The 17,477-nt window shown below is 41.6% G+C and carries 21 protein-coding genes; 14 read left to right on the forward strand and 7 right to left on the reverse strand.

Features of this window, described 5'->3' with window-relative positions; all coding sequences use genetic code 11:
• The first annotated feature begins 3 nt into the window (after positions 1-3).
• The 5 genes from ctaD (at position 4) to MGG13_RS04450 (ending at position 4,517) form a co-directional block, all read left to right on the forward strand.
• A complete protein-coding gene (gene ctaD / locus MGG13_RS04430; protein WP_239035504.1) occupies positions 4-1,905 on the forward strand; it encodes a cytochrome c oxidase subunit I in 1,902 nt (633 codons plus the stop codon).
• Positions 1,905-2,534 carry a cytochrome c oxidase subunit 3 gene (locus MGG13_RS04435; protein ID WP_133431063.1) on the forward strand — a complete coding sequence of 210 codons (630 nt, stop codon included), beginning with the start codon at positions 1,905-1,907 and terminating at the stop codon, positions 2,532-2,534. The genes ctaD and MGG13_RS04435 overlap by 1 nt, the downstream gene beginning before the upstream one ends.
• A 1-nt stretch (position 2,535) precedes the next feature.
• The gene (locus MGG13_RS04440) at positions 2,536-2,964 is read left to right on the forward strand and encodes a cytochrome C oxidase subunit IV family protein (RefSeq protein ID WP_239035505.1); all 429 of its coding nucleotides are present in this window, start codon (positions 2,536-2,538) and stop codon (positions 2,962-2,964) included.
• A 128-nt stretch (positions 2,965-3,092) separates the two neighbouring features.
• Positions 3,093-4,046 (forward strand): cytochrome c oxidase assembly factor CtaG, encoded by a 954-nt coding sequence (gene ctaG / locus MGG13_RS04445; RefSeq protein WP_133431061.1) that lies wholly within the window; start codon positions 3,093-3,095, stop codon positions 4,044-4,046.
• Positions 4,047-4,055: 9 nt separating this feature from the next.
• Positions 4,056-4,517: a DUF420 domain-containing protein gene (locus tag MGG13_RS04450; protein ID WP_133431060.1), complete on the forward strand. Its 462-nt coding sequence runs from the start codon at positions 4,056-4,058 to the stop codon at positions 4,515-4,517.
• A 69-nt stretch (positions 4,518-4,586) separates the two neighbouring features.
• On the opposite strand, the gene ytvI is transcribed toward MGG13_RS04450, so the two are convergent.
• Both ytvI and MGG13_RS04460 read right to left on the reverse strand, forming a co-directional pair.
• Positions 4,587-5,636: a sporulation integral membrane protein YtvI gene (gene ytvI / locus MGG13_RS04455; RefSeq protein WP_239035506.1), complete on the reverse strand. Its 1,050-nt coding sequence runs from the start codon at positions 5,634-5,636 to the stop codon at positions 4,587-4,589.
• 50 nt (positions 5,637-5,686) lie between these two features.
• Positions 5,687-6,046, reverse strand: a complete 360-nt coding sequence (locus MGG13_RS04460; protein WP_133431058.1) for a YugN family protein — start codon at positions 6,044-6,046, stop codon at positions 5,687-5,689.
• Between the two features lie 119 nt (positions 6,047-6,165).
• Here MGG13_RS04460 and MGG13_RS04465 point away from each other — a divergent pair, with 119 nt between their 5' ends.
• From MGG13_RS04465 to MGG13_RS04480, 4 genes are all read left to right on the forward strand, one after another.
• Positions 6,166-7,065: a CAP-associated domain-containing protein gene (locus MGG13_RS04465; RefSeq protein WP_239035507.1), complete on the forward strand. Its 900-nt coding sequence runs from the start codon at positions 6,166-6,168 to the stop codon at positions 7,063-7,065.
• Positions 7,040-7,507, forward strand: coding sequence for a YlbF/YmcA family competence regulator (locus MGG13_RS04470; protein WP_133431056.1), 468 nt, complete (start codon positions 7,040-7,042; stop codon positions 7,505-7,507). Before MGG13_RS04465 ends, MGG13_RS04470 begins: the two co-directional genes overlap by 26 nt.
• Positions 7,508-7,518: 11 nt before the next feature.
• On the forward strand, positions 7,519-8,055 hold the full coding sequence (locus MGG13_RS04475; RefSeq protein WP_239035508.1) for a methyltransferase domain-containing protein: 537 nt from the start codon (positions 7,519-7,521) through the stop codon (positions 8,053-8,055).
• Between the two features lie 256 nt (positions 8,056-8,311).
• Positions 8,312-9,649, forward strand: a complete 1,338-nt coding sequence (locus MGG13_RS04480; protein WP_133431054.1) for a sodium-dependent transporter — start codon at positions 8,312-8,314, stop codon at positions 9,647-9,649.
• 136 nt (positions 9,650-9,785) lie between these two features.
• Here MGG13_RS04480 and mprF read toward each other — a convergent pair whose 3' ends face one another.
• From mprF to MGG13_RS04495, 3 genes are all read right to left on the reverse strand, one after another.
• On the reverse strand, positions 9,786-12,281 hold the full coding sequence (mprF, locus tag MGG13_RS04485; RefSeq protein WP_239035509.1) for a bifunctional lysylphosphatidylglycerol flippase/synthetase MprF: 2,496 nt from the start codon (positions 12,279-12,281) through the stop codon (positions 9,786-9,788).
• A complete protein-coding gene (locus tag MGG13_RS04490) occupies positions 12,281-12,880 on the reverse strand; it encodes a C39 family peptidase (RefSeq protein ID WP_239035510.1) in 600 nt (199 codons plus the stop codon). Before MGG13_RS04490 ends, mprF begins: the two co-directional genes overlap by 1 nt.
• Positions 12,881-12,966: 86 nt before the next feature.
• A complete protein-coding gene (locus MGG13_RS04495; protein ID WP_239035511.1) occupies positions 12,967-13,878 on the reverse strand; it encodes a glycerophosphodiester phosphodiesterase family protein in 912 nt (303 codons plus the stop codon).
• A gap of 85 nt (positions 13,879-13,963) precedes the next feature.
• Between MGG13_RS04495 and MGG13_RS04500 the strand changes: the two genes are divergently transcribed.
• Complete coding sequence (locus MGG13_RS04500; protein ID WP_133431050.1) at positions 13,964-14,200, forward strand: DUF2129 domain-containing protein; 237 nt, start codon at positions 13,964-13,966, stop codon at positions 14,198-14,200.
• On the opposite strand, the gene MGG13_RS04505 is transcribed toward MGG13_RS04500, so the two are convergent.
• Positions 14,195-14,581, reverse strand: coding sequence for a DUF7147 family protein (locus tag MGG13_RS04505; protein WP_239035512.1), 387 nt, complete (start codon positions 14,579-14,581; stop codon positions 14,195-14,197). The genes MGG13_RS04500 and MGG13_RS04505 overlap by 6 nt on opposite strands.
• A 29-nt stretch (positions 14,582-14,610) precedes the next feature.
• On the opposite strand from MGG13_RS04505, the gene rsmD reads away from it, so the two are divergent.
• Both rsmD and coaD read left to right on the forward strand, forming a co-directional pair.
• Entirely contained in the window at positions 14,611-15,156 is a 546-nt protein-coding gene (rsmD, locus tag MGG13_RS04510) for a 16S rRNA (guanine(966)-N(2))-methyltransferase RsmD (protein WP_239035513.1), read from the forward strand.
• Entirely contained in the window at positions 15,146-15,634 is a 489-nt protein-coding gene (gene coaD / locus MGG13_RS04515) for a pantetheine-phosphate adenylyltransferase (protein WP_133431047.1), read from the forward strand. The genes rsmD and coaD overlap by 11 nt, the downstream gene beginning before the upstream one ends.
• On the opposite strand, the gene MGG13_RS04520 is transcribed toward coaD, so the two are convergent.
• Positions 15,609-16,664 carry a tRNA(Met) cytidine acetate ligase gene (locus tag MGG13_RS04520; RefSeq protein WP_239035514.1) on the reverse strand — a complete coding sequence of 352 codons (1,056 nt, stop codon included), beginning with the start codon at positions 16,662-16,664 and terminating at the stop codon, positions 15,609-15,611. The two genes, coaD and MGG13_RS04520, sit on opposite strands and share 26 nt — an antisense overlap.
• Before the next feature lie 123 nt (positions 16,665-16,787).
• Between MGG13_RS04520 and MGG13_RS04525 the strand changes: the two genes are divergently transcribed.
• Both MGG13_RS04525 and rpmF read left to right on the forward strand, forming a co-directional pair.
• The gene (locus MGG13_RS04525; RefSeq protein ID WP_133431045.1) at positions 16,788-17,282 is read left to right on the forward strand and encodes a YceD family protein; all 495 of its coding nucleotides are present in this window, start codon (positions 16,788-16,790) and stop codon (positions 17,280-17,282) included.
• A 21-nt stretch (positions 17,283-17,303) separates the two neighbouring features.
• Positions 17,304-17,477: a 50S ribosomal protein L32 gene (rpmF, locus tag MGG13_RS04530; RefSeq protein ID WP_133431044.1), complete on the forward strand. Its 174-nt coding sequence runs from the start codon at positions 17,304-17,306 to the stop codon at positions 17,475-17,477.

Genomic DNA, 17,477 nt, shown 5'->3' on the forward strand with positions numbered 1-17,477 from the left:
CAATTGTCTACACAAGCTAAAAGAGGTTTTGGTGCAACAATTAAAGAATATTTAACAACTGTTGACCATAAAAAAATCGCGATTCTTTACTTGATTATGGGTGGTCTGTTCTTCGCAATGGGTGGTCTCGAAGCGATGTTCATCCGTATCCAGCTCGCTGTACCTGAGAATGATTTCTTATCAGCGGGTCTTTATAACCAAGTACTGACAATGCACGGTACTACGATGATTTTCCTGGCAGCCATGCCACTGTTATTCGCATTTATGAATGCAGTTGTGCCATTACAGATAGGAGCGCGTGACGTCGCGTTCCCATTCTTAAACGCACTTGGTTTCTGGTTATTCTTCTTCGGAGGAATCTTCCTGAACTTATCATGGATTTTAGGTGGCGCACCTGATGCAGGTTGGACATCTTATGCATCATTATCACTTGCTTCAACAGGTCATGGTATTGACTTCTACGCACTTGGACTTCAGATTTCTGGTGCGGGTACATTAATTGCCGGTATCAACTTCTTAGTCACTATCATCAATATGAGAGCACCTGGTATGACTTACATGCGTATGCCATTAATGACATGGACAACATTCGTTGCTTCAGCTTTAATCGTCTTCGCATTCCCACCACTTACAATCGGTTTATTCTTACTGATCTTCGATAGAATGTTCGGTACAGGATTCTTCATCGTATCTCAAGGTGGTAACACAATTATCTGGGAACACTTATTCTGGATCTTCGGTCACCCGGAAGTATATATCTTAGTATTACCGGCGTTCGGTATCTTCTCTGAAATTATTCCGACATTCTCTAGAAAACGTCTGTTTGGTTACTCAGCGATGGTATTCGCAACAGTATTAATCGGTTTCTTAGGCTTCATGGTATGGGCTCACCACATGTTTACAGTAGGTCTTGGACCAACAGCGAACGCGATTTTCGCGATTGCGACTATGGCAATTGCCGTACCAACAGGTATCAAAATTTTCAACTGGTTACTGACAATCTGGGGCGGTAGTATCGAATTTACGACTCCAATGCTTTACTCTTTAGCCTTTATTCCATCATTCGTTATGGGTGGGGTAACAGGGGTCATGCAGGCATCAGCACCAGCTGACTACCAGTATCATGATTCTTATTTCATCGTGGCGCATTTCCACTACGTGATCGTCGGTGGGGTTGTATTCGCTTTACTTGCGGCACTGCACTTCTACTGGCCACTGATGTTCGGTAAAATTTTAAGTGAAAAATTAGGTAAGATTGCATTCTGGATCTTCTTCTTCGGTTTCCACTTAACATTCTTTATTCAGCATTTCCTTGGTTTAATGGGTATGCCACGTCGTATCGCGACTTACTTACCAGGTCAAGGTTATGATACATTCAACTTAGTTTCTACAATTGGTGCTTTACTGATGGCTGTAGCGGTTATCATTACATTAATCAACGTAATCTGGACGACTGCTAAAGCACCTAAAGTCGGACGCGATGCATGGGGAGATGGACGTACGCTTGAGTGGTCTTTACCACAGCCAGTTCCATTCTATAACTTTGCTCAGACGCCACTTGTACGCGGCTTAGATGCATTCTGGTTAGAGAAAACAAAAGGGGATGGCGAAATTTTACCAGCTGAATCTTTAGGTGATGTACACATGCCTAACAATTCAATCCTGCCATTCATCCAATCTTTAGGATTATTCGTAGCAGCATTTGGTGCTTTATACTTTGCTGATGGTAAAGAATGGGCGATCGATGCAGTAAAAGATTTACCAGTTCAAGCTTGGTCTCCATATGTTCTTGGATTAGGTCTTCTGATTACTGTGGGTGCTATGATGGCACGTTCACTGAAAGATGACCATGGTTACCACATCACTAAAGAAGAGTTGATTGAGTACGAAAGAGGTGTGAAATAATGGCACATGTTGAAGAAAAAATGACAGTTGAAAGATGGCCAAGTCACCCTGAGACTGCATCACTTGAAGGTAAAAACAAGTTAACTGGTTTCTGGATTTTCCTTGGCGGTGAAACAGCGCTCTTTGCTTCATTATTTGCAACTTACTTAGCACTTAAAGACCATGTGCCAAGTGAAGAACATTTAAAAGCAGAACAACTATTCCATTTACCGCTTGCATTTGTAATGACGATGTTACTGTTAACATCGTCTCTCACAAGTGTCTATGCGATGTACCATATGAAAAACTATGACTTCAAGAAAATGATTACATGGATTGTCATCACTATCTTACTTGGACTTTGTTTCTTAGGACTTGAGATTTATGAGTTTGTAGAATACGTCCATCAAGGTCATACATTCCGTTCTAGTGCATTCGGTAGTGCGTTCTACTTCTTAGTAGGTACACACGGTCTTCACGTTTTAATCGGTCTTGGATGGGCAACACTGCTTGTCATCCGTAACATGAAGCGTGGTTTATCAGTTTATAATGCAGCGAAGTTTAATACTTTCTCATTATACTGGCACTTTATTGACGTAGTCTGGGTATTCATCTTTACAGTAGTTTACTTGTTAGGGGTGTTAGGATAATATGGCTAAGACGAATGAACATTACGTATCAGAACATGTTAAAGTGAGAGATGTAGATTCTGTAAGTACGCACACTACTCATGAAGTTCATGAATCTCACGCACCACGTTTCAACCGTGCACGATTTGACTACGACCGTCGTAATCGCACAGCAGAAATGAGACAACAAGTAACGACATTTGCTGTCATGATCTTTCTGACTTTCATCGCATTTGCGATGGTGGCAGCAGGTCTTGATAAAGCGATTGTCTTACCGATATTGATTCTGCTGGCATTCATTCAAGTTATTCTGCAGTTCTTCTACTTCATGCATATGAAGCATGAAGGACACGGCGTCGCTAAAATATTCATGCTATCAGGTATCTTCCTTGCCCTGTCATTTATGGTGACAGCACTTTACTTAGTATGGTTAGGCGATCCACTTAAATAATTGATGACACCACTGATTAAGTTCAGTGGTGTTTTTTTAAAAAGACATAAAACGTTCGTTATTGGAAGGTTTGTCCTTTTCCTTTGTATTTTATAATTAAACTAAGATTATATTTTTGGAGTGATTATATGCATAGTCTCAGTTCGGTCTCTATATTTGGTTTCTTTGCGAACTGGAGTCCGTTTTACATTGTTGCACTGCTGTTTGTAACAGTTGTCTATTTTTTAACGGTTACGAAATGGCGTCATGAAATTCCCGGCAATCGGCCATTAAAACGAAGTGAAGTGATTCTTTTTATTGTCAGTATGATATTGATGTATATCGTTAAAGGAAGCCCGATTGATTTACTCAGTCATATCATTTTCAGTTTTCATATGCTGCAGATGGCTGTACTTTATTTAATGATTGTGCCGATTCTTTTCTTTGCGATACCGAGTTATTTTATTGATTACCTTGTTTCCCGTCCTTATATTAAACCTGTATTTGATGTTGTTTCCCGTCCTGTGTTCGCCATTATTCTTTTCAATGGTCTATTCAGTGTTTATCATTTACCCGTTGTCCTGGATTTCTTAAAACAGAGTGCGACTTTGCATTCACTGTTTACGATACTGCTCTTTGTAGCTGCATTTAATATGTGGTATCCAGTATTCAACCGTACTGAACTTCCACGCAAGCAGCTGACAGGATTACTTAAGCTGGTCTACATCTTTATGATCGGTGTTCTACTCACACCGAGCTGCGGACTGATCATTTTTGCACAGCATCCGATGTATAAGACTTATACTGATCCAAAAGCCTGGCTCGGTGCAATGGCTCTCTGTGTACCACAAGGGACGCTGGACAGTGTGATGAGTGCAACGAATATTTCAGGACCACAGTACTTTACGAATATGTCATCTCTTGAAGACCAGCAGACGGGTGGGGTCATCATGAAAGTGCTGCAGGAGATATTCTTCGGTTTTATGCTTTTCTATGTCTTCTTCAACTGGCGCTGGTCAGAAGGCAGAAATGAAGAAGAAACTACTCAGAGAAGTCTGGAAGCTCGTCAGAAAGAACAAGCTTACTATAATCAATTCAGATAGGAGAATAATATGAATTTACCGATTTTACCGACTATCAGTACATCCTTTATTGTTATCAGTGCGATTCTTGTCGCTATAGGCTGGTATAGAATCGCGAAGAGAGACTACGAAGGACATAAGAAAGTGATGCTTGCAGCTGGGGCGAGTGCACTGACGTTCTTTATCATCTATGTCTCACGGACATTATTTATCGGCAATACCTCTTTCGGCGGGCCGGACAGTATTAAACTGTACTATACGATTTTCCTTGTCTTCCATATTACACTTGCCACGACAGGTGGTGTTTTAGGACTGATTATGATCTGGTCAGGACTGAAAGACAGATTGAATATCCATAGAAAGCTGGGGCCGACAACTTCAATCATCTGGTTCTTTACTGCAATCACAGGGGTTGCGGTTTATCTACTCCTTTATGTCTTCTATAAAGGCGGCGAAACAACGTCTGTATTTAAAGCGATATTAGGCATTTAATGAAGAGCAGCGGATTATCCGCTGCTTTTTTGCATAAAAAAACACACTTACCGATGTAAGTGTGTTCAATCAGATTTTAAAGTCCGTTTTAATGGCACCGGATTCTATGAATGTCACAATGACAAGAAGGATAATAGGACCGATGAAGAAGCCGACAAATCCCATCAGCTTTAATCCGATGTACATAGAAATCAATGTAGCAAGAGGACTCAGTCCAACACCGTTACCCATAATCTTTGGTTCCAGCACTTTACGCTGTACAAGCAGGAACACTGACAGCAGGGCCAGTTTAATCGCTGTTACATTATCGCCTGTAATCAGCTCATACAGAGTCCAGGGAATCGTGATACCTGTTGCACCGATAATAGGCAGTAAGTCTACAATACAGATGATCAGACTCAGGACGAGTGCATTTTCAGGGACGATAAATAGTAGACCGATAAATGTAAATACCCAGGTGATGAAAGAGAGAATAACAGCAGCTCTTAACATACCGAAGACAGATGTTGATACTTTTTTCCAGATGAGCAGACCCCGATAATAAGTTTTCTCATATGTATGTTTGCGTATCAGTTGCTTCATGCGGGGGACTTCCAGCATGAACAAGAACAGAGCAACAAGAAAAACAAGGCCAGAGATAATCAGCTCAGGTAACATGGAGACAAAATTTGTGATGTTCTGAACACTGAAATAGTCCGCTATACTGTCGCGCATAGAAAGGAGAAACTTCTGGACTTCATCATTAAGTGACGCAGTAACACTTGAAGGTAGCAGCTGATTCAGTTTTACCTCTACACTGGACCATGCATCAATCAAGGTGTCCGCTTTAGTGGGCAAGGTTTTAGCGAAATCAAATAGCGCTTCTATTACTTTTGTCAGTATCAGATAAAGTAATACGAGTAAGATAAGTAGTATACCTGAATAGAGCGCTGTAACACTCCATTTACGACTGCCAAATTTAAATTCCAGCTTCCTGACAGCAGGTTCAAGCACAAGTGCGAGAATTAAAGCACTGACGATTGGAATAGAAATGGGTAATATAAAGTAGAAGAAGAGTATCGTCAGCAGAATAAAAATCATAAGAGTGATATTTTTTTTAGTTAAAAGTCGCTTGAACAAATTCTGTCCTCCTTATCGCTATTAAAAAAGACGTGGCAGATGCCCACGTCTTAAGCAAGGATTTCTCTGAGATCGTTGCTGATGCTGATGATTGTACGTTTGCAATGTTCAACCACTGCTGGTGGGAAGTATTCATCCTCACCATATTCAATGCCTGTTGGATAGTAATGCTTACCTAAGTAAGGATCCATCATCTGGATTGTAGCGTTACGAGCGCCCACATCGCCTTCAACGGCATAACCTGGAATACGAAGGTAGTAAACACCTTCTTCAATCTGATATTTTAAGTCGTAAGTGACACGTTCGTAATCCCAATGTCCACCCAGATTAAGACCATGTTTATTCATAACGTGCTGAATCACATTTTGATCAGCAACGATGTTTTCAATACCTGAATTGTCGAATACCATTTTATTTACCTCCCTCAATATGCTCAACTCTAATTTTATGACAAAAAGAGGATTGTTGCAATCAGTTATTTACTTAAGTGCAAATAATGTATAATATGAAAAAACAGACGGAGATAATAATGAAGAATATTGTAATTAAAATGCTGCTCGTCCTGGCAGCTTTAATAGGACTCTTTCTGCTGTTCTATTCACTAGGCGACTTTAACAGCCTGGAAGAACCCGAGCAGAAGAATAAGACAGAAGAAAAACAGAAGAATAGTGCGCTTTCGAGTGGGCCCGGCACCTATGTAGGGGGTTCGATTGACGACTGGACAGAAGACTACGGTTATCCTGAACGTATTTATCAGGCTGACAATAAATATCAGCATTATATCTATAATGAAAAGAATGCACTCTATGATGTCAGAGTACGAGATGGACAGATAGGTATGATTTATGCGACGGGACCTGAAGCGGATATAGAACCATTCAGGATTAATCAACAGGCGGCAGAGATTTTTAGAGGTACTTCTATAGATACTGAGCCTGTTGTCTCTTCTGAAGATGGCGACTACCATTTTGAATTGACAGAAGTCGACCTGAAAACCCAGCTGCTCGTTCAGTATGATGATATTTATGCACAGGTCTATATTGATCGTCAGACAGGCAAGGTGATGGCTGCAAGATTTATGACGGCACCACTGCTTGTTCAGATGCTGCCATACACAGCCCACTTGAACGGTCAGCCGCTAGAGCGTACAATGAGAATAGAGCAGTCGGTTCTACAGGAACAGAATGCTCAGCAGACAGTCGTTGAACTCATCAATATGATGCGGGCAAATTATGAAATACATCCGCTGGACAAAATAGAGAACAATGCACCCTGTCAAAAAGAGAATAGTATTACAGCTTATGATTCAGCTGAAGCAGTTAATCAATGGCTGAATCAAGAACAGCGCGAAAAGATGCTTAACAATCATTATAACAGTATAGTCGCTGCAGTAAGTGATTGTTATGCTGTCAGCTATAGAAAGAATTAAATGGGGTATGATGATGATTTATGATGACCAGCTGTTCAATCTGCTGGACCAGGCAGATGAACTGAACAGCATGATTCTGGAAAGTGAATGCTTTAAACAATATAGACAACACCAGCTGGCTCTCCAGCAGCATGCAGAAGTCAGCGCAATGAGGAAGAACTTACTTAAATTGAAAGAGCGTTATGACGAAGTGATGCGGTTTGGACGCTATCATCCTGATTATATGGAGACGCTACTCACCACAAGAAGAGCAAAGAAAGAATACGATCTGCATCCAGTCGTCGCAGAGGCGAAGAAAAGTGAGATGGCATTACAGACGTTACTAGATGAAATACTTATCATTATATCCCGTTCCGTATCGGATGAAGTGAAAGTAGAAAGCGGCAATCCATTTTTTACTACTGAACATAGTTGCAGCGGAGGCTGTTCCTGTTCAGCATAAGAGGTGCTCGTGTGGGTAAAAAGAAAGAACGTAAACTGAGAAAAGACTGGCAGAAACGTTATACTTTTTTTGAACAGCCAGTAGAACAAGTCTACCGGACTGGTTTTGTGACTTCATTTTATTTCAAACAGTATGCACGATTTGTTTATCATCTGCCTGTTAAGAAAAAGGTACTTGCGATCGGCTGTTTTCATGGTACTCTGCTTAGTACGATTGATCGCCAGTCACCGATAAAAGGGTTTTATATCGACCAGGCCCCGAGAGATATGGAACAGGCCATTCATCTTTATCCGCACTTTTCCTATAAGCAGCTTAAACGCACCCATATACCTTACAAAGAAAATAAATTTGATGTGATTTATGTCAGTATACCATTTCATCTCTTTTACGAACCGGAAATAATGATTGCTGAATTGATTCGAACAGGGCATTCATTCGTCCTATTTGATCTGAGACGTTATGACTGGCTGCTCGTACTCGTCGCTGCCGGTCTATTACCGAAAGTCACTATAGAGCGAGCTGTCAAGTTCTATCATGTCGAAATTTAGAGTTGCCTATTATCAGAATATTTGATAAAGTATAGTTATTCTAAGAAGAGGTGTTTAACCATGAAGAATCCAATGACGCAACTGAAAAGCTGGCAACTGTCATAGGACTTATATCCGTCATAGATATAAGTCATCTATGACGGTCTCTTCAGGTTATTATTTACCGAGGCCGTGTATCTTACATCGGCTTCTTTTTTTCGGCCGATGTCTATACATCGGTCGTTTTTTTAGGAAAAAAATTTAAGGAGGCAACAATATGGAAACACGTGCATCATGGAATTCAAAACTAGGCTTTATACTAGCAAGCGCAGGCTCAGCGATAGGACTTGGCGCTATATGGAAGTTTCCATATGTGATGGCGGCGAATGGAGGCGGCGCATTTTTAACCATCTTTATTCTTTTCACGCTGTTGATAGGTCTGCCCCTTCTTTTATCCGAGTTTGTGATTGGCAGACACGCACAGACAAACAGTACAAATGCGTTCAGTAAAGTAACGGGTAAAAATATGTATGATGGCATCGGTCACCTAGGGAATATCGGGGTATTTTTATTACTTAGTTTTTACAGCGTTATTGGCGGCTGGATTATCATTTATTTTGTACGGACTATTTATTCACTGGTTACCGGCAATCAACATGCACGTTATGATGAACTCTTCAATACACTGATCAGTCAACCGGTTTATGCTCTCTCCGGACAATTCATCTTTATTGCACTGACAGCATTTATTGTTGCTGCAGGGGTTGAGAAGGGCATCGAGCGTGCGTCAAAAGTCATGATGCCGTTACTTTTTATCTTCTTTATGGTCATTATTATACGCTCAGTCACTCTTGAAGGCAGTATGGCAGGGATTGTCTATTTCCTGAAACCTGATTTTCATGCTTTGAATCGAGATAGTATCCTGTTTGCTTTAGGACAATCATTCTTTTCACTGTCAGTCGGTTTTGGAGGCATGCTGACCTATGCCTCTTACTTGAAGAAAGACACTGATCTCGTGCAATCCGGGTTCTCTATCGTCGGACTCAATATTTTAGTGACCCTATTAGCTGGACTCGCTATATTTCCAGCGACGACAGCCCTTCATATCGACAATGCAGAAGGTCCAGGACTGTTATTTGTTGTTCTGCCTTATGTCTTTGACCAGCTGGCGTTTGGACAGTTGTTCTATTTGATATTTCTGCTGCTCTTTATGTTCGCGACAATTACGTCTTCGATTAATCTGATGGAAATCAATGTGGCAAATATCATTAAAGGTAAAGACGCAGGTCGAGGGCGAGCTGTTACCTTTATCTCAGTTTTACTTTTTGTAGTGGGGGTACCATCTGCCTTATCTTTTGGACTCCTAGGAGATGTGAAGTTTTTAGCGGGCACATTCTTCGATAACATGGATTATCTCGTATCGAATATACTCCTGCCGATTGGTGCCCTCGCTTTTTCGCTGTTTTCAGGATATGTACTGGACAGAAGAATAGCGGAGGAAGAAATTGTTATCGGCATGCGTTACCGAGGCTTGTTTAAGGTCTGGATTGTATTGCTAAAGTATGTGATACCCGTGATTATCGTACTTGTTATGGGCACGTTGATATTTAAGTAAATGAGTTACGAGCGACAAACGGGATTTATCGCTGATAACTGCAGGAAATAGACGCTGAACAGAGAGTTACGAGCGACAAACAGGATTTATCGCTGATAACACAAATTAAAAAGGGGCCACATATGTGGTCCCTTTCTTATTTCTTATTGATGGTCAGTCCGATTCGCATCAGATTCCAGACGAGTGAGGTATATGTCCGGTAAACGACGAATCTTTCATTCCATTCCGGATTATATTTCTGTTTATATTTTCGTAATCCTTGGAAGCTGTACAAGTTATTGAAATGATTGAAAACATGTCCTGCGACACGTTCACGGGCATAGCCATATCGATTCTGTCCGACATTTGATAGTGTTGCCATACCCATATTAAAGTAGTCGTAGCCCTGCTCCTTAGAATACAGCAGCATGTTTAAGTAAAGTGCATCCATTGCTGGGATATCGAGGTCCGGCAGCCAGCGTATCAGATCGACGGACAAGGTATTGTTGTAGTGAGTCGGCATCAGTGTGCTGAATGCAACGATATGGTTTTCTGTGTCTTTAATCACAGCAATAGGTGCCTGCTCAAGGTAATGTCTTGTAAATGCGCCGACAGAGAACTGCATTTCCTGCTTGCCATTCAGCCATGCATCACTGACCCGCTTCAGTTCTTCGATAAATTCATCTTCAAATGGCGCTTCTACTATAGAGAAGGTATAGCCTTCTTTTTCCAGCTTATTCAGCGTTGCGCGAAAAGCTCGCTGCTTTTTACCGCTGACTGTAAAGTCCTGAAGCGGAATAAGCGCTTCTTCACCGATTTTGAAGAAATGATTACCGAAGCCATGATAAAGCGGTAAATATTTGGACTGTACCTGATAAAATATGACGTCATGACCAAGGTAAAAGGCTTTGTCGTAGAAATCCATCAGGAGTTGTTCAAAGTGTTCATGATTCCCGACAGGATCACCCATTACTATCAATGCATTTTTCGTTTTATGGAACATCAGGAAAGCATCCCGTTCCTCGTTCAGGAAAAATGATTTATCGCCTGTGAAAGCGAGGTGACTGACATAGCTGCCTTCTATTTCAATGATTGATTTCAGTTCTTCTTCTGTCACTTCTTCAGTAAGTAAGTGATTATATTTTCTTGAATAATAATAAGTTAAAAGTGCACTGACTACGGCAAAGATCAGTACCGTGCCCCACATTAGTGCGCCTAAAAGCTGATCATCGAAATGAGTCGCTTTATGAGGATAAATCTCAAGCATATCAATGGTCACCCAGTGATTGACCGCTAATAAAAGTGTAATTAATGTTGCACTGATGACTATTTTTAAAGGGGTCAGACTGCGTTTGATCATTGTCGTCTTACGGTATTTATAAATCAGTAAAGCAAGGATGGTCGTCAGCCAGACATATGAAATAATCGTTCCGTATGATAGGAATGTCGTGACTAATAGAACAGCCGTCGACAGAATACTGAGCATCGTCGCACGTTTCGTACCATGCATGACCCCGTTTGCACTGATTAACAGTGTCAGACTGGCTGCAACATGGAAGATGATGATGACTGCATAATACGTATAACGTCTCTCAGCAATCGCGTCATAGACAATCAGAAAATGGTTGAAGTAATAGACGAGACTGGTGATAATGGTCAGCAGCGCGACAATCAAGCCTGAAAACTGATAAGGTGAAGCTTTTTGCATCGCCCGAATAAATGAGCCCGTCATGGCCGCTGAACTTAACAGCTTATTATCTTCTATATATGTTTTCGCGCTTTCTTTATATTCAAAGACTGACAGCAAGAGAGCGACGAGAAGCGGGAAGAAATAATAGACTGTGCGGTAAAGCAGTAGGGCTAGTAATCCTTTTTCTTCACTGATGCCTAATGTGCCGAGCCCTGTTAACATCACTAAATCAAACGCACCGAGTCCGCCTGGAATCATGCTGATAATACCGGACAGTGACGCAATAATGAAAAGTCCTGCAACAGCGGTAAGTGGCACTTCGATATTCAGTTCATGCAGAATAAAATAAAATAAAAGAATCGCTGCAATCCAGTCAATGATAGAAACGAGCGTAAAATTGACACCGAGTAACCGCTGATCTTTGCTGATCGGCTTGATGATGCTGAACACGATATAAGCAGGTGCATAAATACAGGCAAAAAGGACGATCCAGTTACCATAAGGAACCGCTTTAATATCAATCAGGCCATATGCGATATAACACAGGACGCTGAGTCCACTGATGGTTGATAATAAAAGCAGACTGATGGCACGCTTTAATGGTGCCTGGTCAGGTGATTTTGGCTGATACTGAAATATTCTGAGACCGGCACCGAATAATCCGCCAAGACCGAGAATATTGTTGAATGCATTAGTGATAAAACTGACCGGCAGTAAATGACGGAGAGAAATGTTCACGTTCAACTGACGTGTCAGTACATAGTCATAGAGTGACAGCGACAGAACAGCGAGGAGACCTGCAACAATAATCAGTATGAAATTGAGAGTCGGCAGCTGTCTGAATAAGTGAATAGTCTCCTTGAAATTGACTTGCGCAAGTTCACGCGACAGAATGACCATTGCTGCAGTAAAAAATATGAAGATCAATGCTGTTTTCAAATAAGATAAAGTACGGGAATTCATCATACACCTTCTTTTTTATAGATACAGAGTCGTCCAGGCGTTTCGTAGCTCTTTTTAAATCGTCGTCTGGACATTTTCATGACCTGTCGTCTGGACGGGAAGAGTGCCGGTAAGAGGAGAGGTCCTATCTTCATCCAGAGCGGATCGATATAATAATAATTTTTTTCGTCGTAACCGATAAGCAGGGTGATGTGAATATTACTCACCCAGTGCTTCTTGCCGTCTGAAGTATGAAATATACGCTCAAGGGCTGTGAAACCGAGATGTGTATGATAAATCAGTACAGGTTGATTGTGATCAAGCAGCGTCTCCAGTTCAGATAACGAAGCCCCTGTACCATCCGCGATGTTTGAATCAAACTGCTTCAAATAAGGGACAAAGGCGGACGGAAAAATAGTCTGATGACTGTTTAAGCTGATAGAAGAAGGGTGACCGACATAACCTTTTTCTGGATTAGAGTCATGCTTCGGCCAGTATTTCATCAGTTTTTCCGGGCTGACAGCACCATTTAGAAGCATACTCGCCGCAACACCTTCACAACCCATGATCATCGGTTTCGGAAACCACTGACTCTGAGGTTTAACCGGGATGAGTTTCATCTGAAACACCTCACTTTATAATATAGTTTACTTGTTAAAAAATGGCAAATGAATAAAAATCGTGCAGATGGTCTGCACGATTTCTCTTATTTGCGATATCGTTCTTTGATTAAGTGATAAGCAAGGTCAGGTCGGTCAGTCACGATGGTGTGTGCCCCTTTCTGGAGCAGGTCATCCATTTCGTCTATACTGTTGATGACCCAGTAGCCGACCGCGATATTATGGCTGGCAAGGAAGTTCATCCAGCGAGCGGAATCCAGGCGGATACCCCGGAATGAAACAGGTATCTGGAATGTATCAGCTTGCGGCTGATAGAGATGACCGTAACCACTTGTATAGAGCGCATAGGCTTTTCGGACTTCATTGACGCCGGCACCTGTCGCGACACGTGAATTAAGGGCAGTAAAACGCGCCGTCTGTTCATCGTGGAAACTCGTTACAAGGACGCGGTCTTCAGCGTGAAGTTTCGTAATAAGTTCGTTCAGAAGTTCCGGTGCTTTCATACCTGCTACAGTCTCCGGTCTGTCTTTGATGTCAATGTTGATACGTTTGTCCGGGAACTTGGTAATCAGTTCTTCAAGCGTGACGATACCTGCATCTTGTTGTCCTCTAAATGGATAGTCACCATTGATATCTTTGAAATAGTAGCCAAAGTCAAGCGTCTTCAGTTCTTGAAGTGTTTTGTCTGCAATAAGACCAGTACCATTAGATACGCGGTCGACATAGGCATCATGGAAGACCACGATCACATCGTCCTTTGTCACTCGGATATCTATTTCAAAGCCGTCTACTTCAAGACTAGCGGCTTCATTAAAAGCAGCCATCGTGCTCTCCGGTGCCAGTTTCATGCCGCCACGATGAGCAAACACGTACGGTGCACGACCTGTAAAATAAGGGCGGATTGCACGTTTTTCATTTTTAGCAAGTTGCTTAGATACAGCAATACTAGTACCGTAGGCAGCGAGGAGCATTGCGCCTGTTTTTACTGTTTTATTCATATCATTGCCTCCAGTTATTTTGATACATTTTATTTTACCAAATAACGTGATACTATAAAAGAAACTGTAATAATGAGGTTGAACGATGACTTTAACACCTAGAACAAATTTAATTATTTATATGAAAAGCAGTAAGAATGAGCGGCAGCTGAGAAAATACGGCCATATCGCTTACTTCAACCGCAAGGACAAATGGCTGTCTCTTTACATCGATACAGAAAAAGTCGATGAAGTACTTGAGCAGTTATCACGTCTGAAATATGTACTGAATGTCGAGATTTCTCCTTATCAGACGCTCGAGACCAACTATGAATCCTTATAGCGGAGGCAGTTGTCTCTGAAGTCTTAAGACACCAATCAGATAATTATAGAAAAGAGCCTGTTCATGGAAGTGATGCATCGCTTTTGTCTCGAATTCGAGAAAAGGCAGCTGATAGTTCTCTGCCCAGCCTCTGATCAAGTCGAAACGCTTGTTGGAGTCCGGGTAAGGATAGGGTAGAGATTCAAAAGTAGAATAAATCCCTTGAAAATGGCCTTGTTTAGTCGGATTCATGATCACGAGGATACTTGTCTTTGGTGTCTTTTCAAGTGTCGTATGCAGGGCGACCACACTTCTGATACGTTCATGGTTATAACGGATCAGTTCTTCAAATTCAAAGAAATCACTGAGGCCGGGGCCCAGTTCGATAAATGATTGTGACATAATTAATCTCCTTTTAGGTAGGTGTAATCGTGCGAGTAATAGCAGGAAAATATAAGAAACTTAAAATAGAAGCGGCGGCAGGGATGACCTCCAGACCGACGACAGATAAAATTAAGGAAAACATATTCAATATTTTAGGACCGCTTGATGGCATCGGCCTGGATCTTTTTGCAGGCAGTGGCGGCCTGGGTATTGAAGGGTTGAGCCGCGGCCTCGAGTCTGTTATATTCGTAGATGGCTCGAAAGAAGCGGTTATCGCCATTCGAAAGAATATTGAAGCAATTGATGAACAAGTAGAAGTATATCGCAATGATGCGTTCCGTGCATTAAAAGCATTGAAGAAACGCGATATTAAATTTGACATCATCTTCCTGGATCCGCCTTATCAGAAAGGACTTCTGAATAAAGCGCTGGAACAGATTGAAGAATTTCAGCTGCTCAAGCCAGATGGACTGATGATGTGTGAATGTGGCAAAGATGAAGCAGTGAATCCTCGTTCTTTCTCAGTCATTAAAGAAGAAGTATATGGCACGGTTAAAATCAGTATATTAAAAGGAGTTCAACATGACGATTAGACGAGCAGTCGTACCTGGTAGCTTTGATCCGATTACCCTCGGACATTTAGATATCATAGAAAGAAGTGCTAAAATATTTGACGAGGTCCATGTCTCTGTATTGAATAATTCCAGTAAAGTAGGCCTGTTTTCAATGGATGAGCGACTGGAACTCATCAAGGAAGCGACTGCTGCATGGCCAAATGTCCAAGTGCACTATTTCTCAGGTCTTCTGATTACGCATTGTGAAAATATAGGAGCTCAGACTATTGTCCGTGGTCTGCGTGCAGTCAGTGACTTTGAATATGAGATGCAGCTGACAAGTATGAACAAGAAACTGAACGATGATATAGAGACACTTTATATGATGACGAATAATCACTATTCATTTATCAGCTCAAGCATAGTGAAAGAAGTTGCTAAATACGGTGGTAATGTGAGTGAAATCGTACCCGCACACGTTGAAGAAGCACTTAAAAAGAAGTTCGCTGATAAATAACAGGTGTGTTGAAATCGTTTCTTTTATCACCTGATATGAGATTATAGATCTGTGTCGCTCGAATTTCCATTGCGAAGAGCGATGCATTTTTTTTGTTGATATTGGTGTGAAGGTGAGGGATACCTTTGATATACGCACGTCCTTTATCATTCATCGCCAGCACGCGTATATCAGTGATAGGCTGTCCTTCCTTAATATTAAGCAGTGTATAGGCCAGGAGACGCTGCAGGCGGGTATAAGTATAGCGCTTTGTCTTGATGGTCTGCATATAGCTGCTGAAGTCATGTGAGTTGTCGATACTTGACTTCAGTCTGTTTTCAAGGCCTTCAGTCATCATGTAGATATTTCTGAGTTCTTCAGGCGTATGGCTGAGGATTTTGTACTTAAGGAGCGGAAAGAAATCCTCCCAGCTGACGGCAAGTGCTGTATCGATAGACGCGGGTACTGATTCAGAAAAATCATAACCGGCGCTAATGGCTTTACGGATAGCAGTTGCGCTGGCAATACGCCCTGTCAGCTCTGTATCATGATAGTGATTCTGTATACGCTTAATAGGTATCAAATCTAGCATTGGGTCAGCCGCTTTAATATACTGCATAGCGAGAATATTATTGGGCTGTGAGAAAGTTTCGTCACCCATCATCACTGCATAGCTTCTGCCGCTTTTAATGTCAGCTTCTCTGACGCGGTTTGCCTCAGCTTTAAGTAAGTCGAGATCATCGCATTCCGCCCCGAACGCCAGCGCATCAGCGCGCAGAATCTGGGCTGTTTTGACACCGCCATAAGCGAAGTCGTCAGCATAACTCATTGCATAGAACTGAGGTAGTTCTACGACGAGGTCACAGCCGTTAAGAGCCGACTCGGCACGCGCGAATTTACTGAAGATAGCGGGTTCACCGCGCTGGGTGAACTGGCCGCTCATAATAGCGATGACGATATCAGCATGACTTTTTGCACGTGCCATCTCTGCATGGTACTGATGACCATTATGATAAGGGTTATATTCAGCAATGATAGCGACTGACTTCATTGATATTCACTCCTGTTGTCGTTATAATGAACATTGTAGCAGAATATACTGTTAAGAAAAAATCTTGACAAAGTATATAGTTTGAAGTTAAAATAAATTTTGTGTTTGTAAGAGGTGAAACCTATGAAATGGTCTATAAATCAACTTCGTAAACACCAGGATGCACCACTTCAATTTGAGAATGATGTTGAATTTCCACATCTTATTGATAATCTTCAGTTGATTGACTTATCGCCGATTCATGTAGAAGGCTCTTTAACCACTAAGTCCAAGGAAGTTTATGCAGATATTCTGATCACAGGTCATTATGTGATGGAAGACGCTAGAACGCTTGAACCTGTTGAAGTTCCGATTCATATTGAGTCGATGGAAGTATTTGATATGAATGATTTTGATCTGGACGAGGAACTCAACCGTCATGAAATCATCAACGGGATGATTGATCTGAAGCCCGTCGTTGAAGAATTGGTTGTACTCGAAAAGCCTGTCCGCGCCGTTAAAGAAGACTCTGAAATGTCTCTGACGCAAGGAAAAGGCTGGGAAGTTGTTAACGAGGATCAGCTTCAGCAGAAACCTGCTGTCGATCCGCGTCTCGCTAAATTGCAGGATCTGCTTTAATATGTAGAGGAGGAGAAAAACATGGCAGTACCAAAAAGAAGAACATCTAAAACAGCAAAAAGAAAACGTCGTACTCACTTCAAAATTTCAGTACCAGGTATGGTAGAATGCTCAAGCTGTGGCGAAATGAAATTATCACACCGTGTATGTCCATCATGTGGCGCTTACAACGGTAAAGAAGTAGTCGCTAAGTAA

This window comes from Macrococcus brunensis (assembly GCF_022343725.1).
GTDB lineage: Bacteria > Bacillota > Bacilli > Staphylococcales > Staphylococcaceae > Macrococcus > Macrococcus brunensis.

What these genes read in the sequence shown, in the direction of transcription:
- MGG13_RS04435 (WP_133431063.1), top strand. Translation starts at nt 1,905, where the DNA reads ATGGCACATGTTGAAGAAAAAATGACAGTTGAAAGATGGCCAAGTCAC.
- MGG13_RS04440 (WP_239035505.1), top strand. Translation starts at nt 2,536, where the DNA reads ATGGCTAAGACGAATGAACATTACGTATCAGAACATGTTAAAGTGAGA.
- ctaG (WP_133431061.1), top strand. Translation starts at nt 3,093, where the DNA reads ATGCATAGTCTCAGTTCGGTCTCTATATTTGGTTTCTTTGCGAACTGG.
- MGG13_RS04450 (WP_133431060.1), top strand. Translation starts at nt 4,056, where the DNA reads ATGAATTTACCGATTTTACCGACTATCAGTACATCCTTTATTGTTATC.
- MGG13_RS04460 (WP_133431058.1), bottom strand. Translation starts at nt 6,046, where the DNA reads ATGGTATTCGACAATTCAGGTATTGAAAACATCGTTGCTGATCAAAAT.
- MGG13_RS04465 (WP_239035507.1), top strand. Translation starts at nt 6,166, where the DNA reads ATGAAGAATATTGTAATTAAAATGCTGCTCGTCCTGGCAGCTTTAATA.
- MGG13_RS04470 (WP_133431056.1), top strand. Translation starts at nt 7,040, where the DNA reads ATGCTGTCAGCTATAGAAAGAATTAAATGGGGTATGATGATGATTTAT.
- MGG13_RS04480 (WP_133431054.1), top strand. Translation starts at nt 8,312, where the DNA reads ATGGAAACACGTGCATCATGGAATTCAAAACTAGGCTTTATACTAGCA.
- mprF (WP_239035509.1), bottom strand. Translation starts at nt 12,281, where the DNA reads ATGAATTCCCGTACTTTATCTTATTTGAAAACAGCATTGATCTTCATA.
- MGG13_RS04490 (WP_239035510.1), bottom strand. Translation starts at nt 12,880, where the DNA reads ATGAAACTCATCCCGGTTAAACCTCAGAGTCAGTGGTTTCCGAAACCG.
- MGG13_RS04495 (WP_239035511.1), bottom strand. Translation starts at nt 13,878, where the DNA reads ATGAATAAAACAGTAAAAACAGGCGCAATGCTCCTCGCTGCCTACGGT.
- MGG13_RS04500 (WP_133431050.1), top strand. Translation starts at nt 13,964, where the DNA reads ATGACTTTAACACCTAGAACAAATTTAATTATTTATATGAAAAGCAGT.
- MGG13_RS04505 (WP_239035512.1), bottom strand. Translation starts at nt 14,581, where the DNA reads ATGTCACAATCATTTATCGAACTGGGCCCCGGCCTCAGTGATTTCTTT.
- coaD (WP_133431047.1), top strand. Translation starts at nt 15,146, where the DNA reads ATGACGATTAGACGAGCAGTCGTACCTGGTAGCTTTGATCCGATTACC.
- MGG13_RS04520 (WP_239035514.1), bottom strand. Translation starts at nt 16,664, where the DNA reads ATGAAGTCAGTCGCTATCATTGCTGAATATAACCCTTATCATAATGGT.
- MGG13_RS04525 (WP_133431045.1), top strand. Translation starts at nt 16,788, where the DNA reads ATGAAATGGTCTATAAATCAACTTCGTAAACACCAGGATGCACCACTT.
- rpmF (WP_133431044.1), top strand. Translation starts at nt 17,304, where the DNA reads ATGGCAGTACCAAAAAGAAGAACATCTAAAACAGCAAAAAGAAAACGT.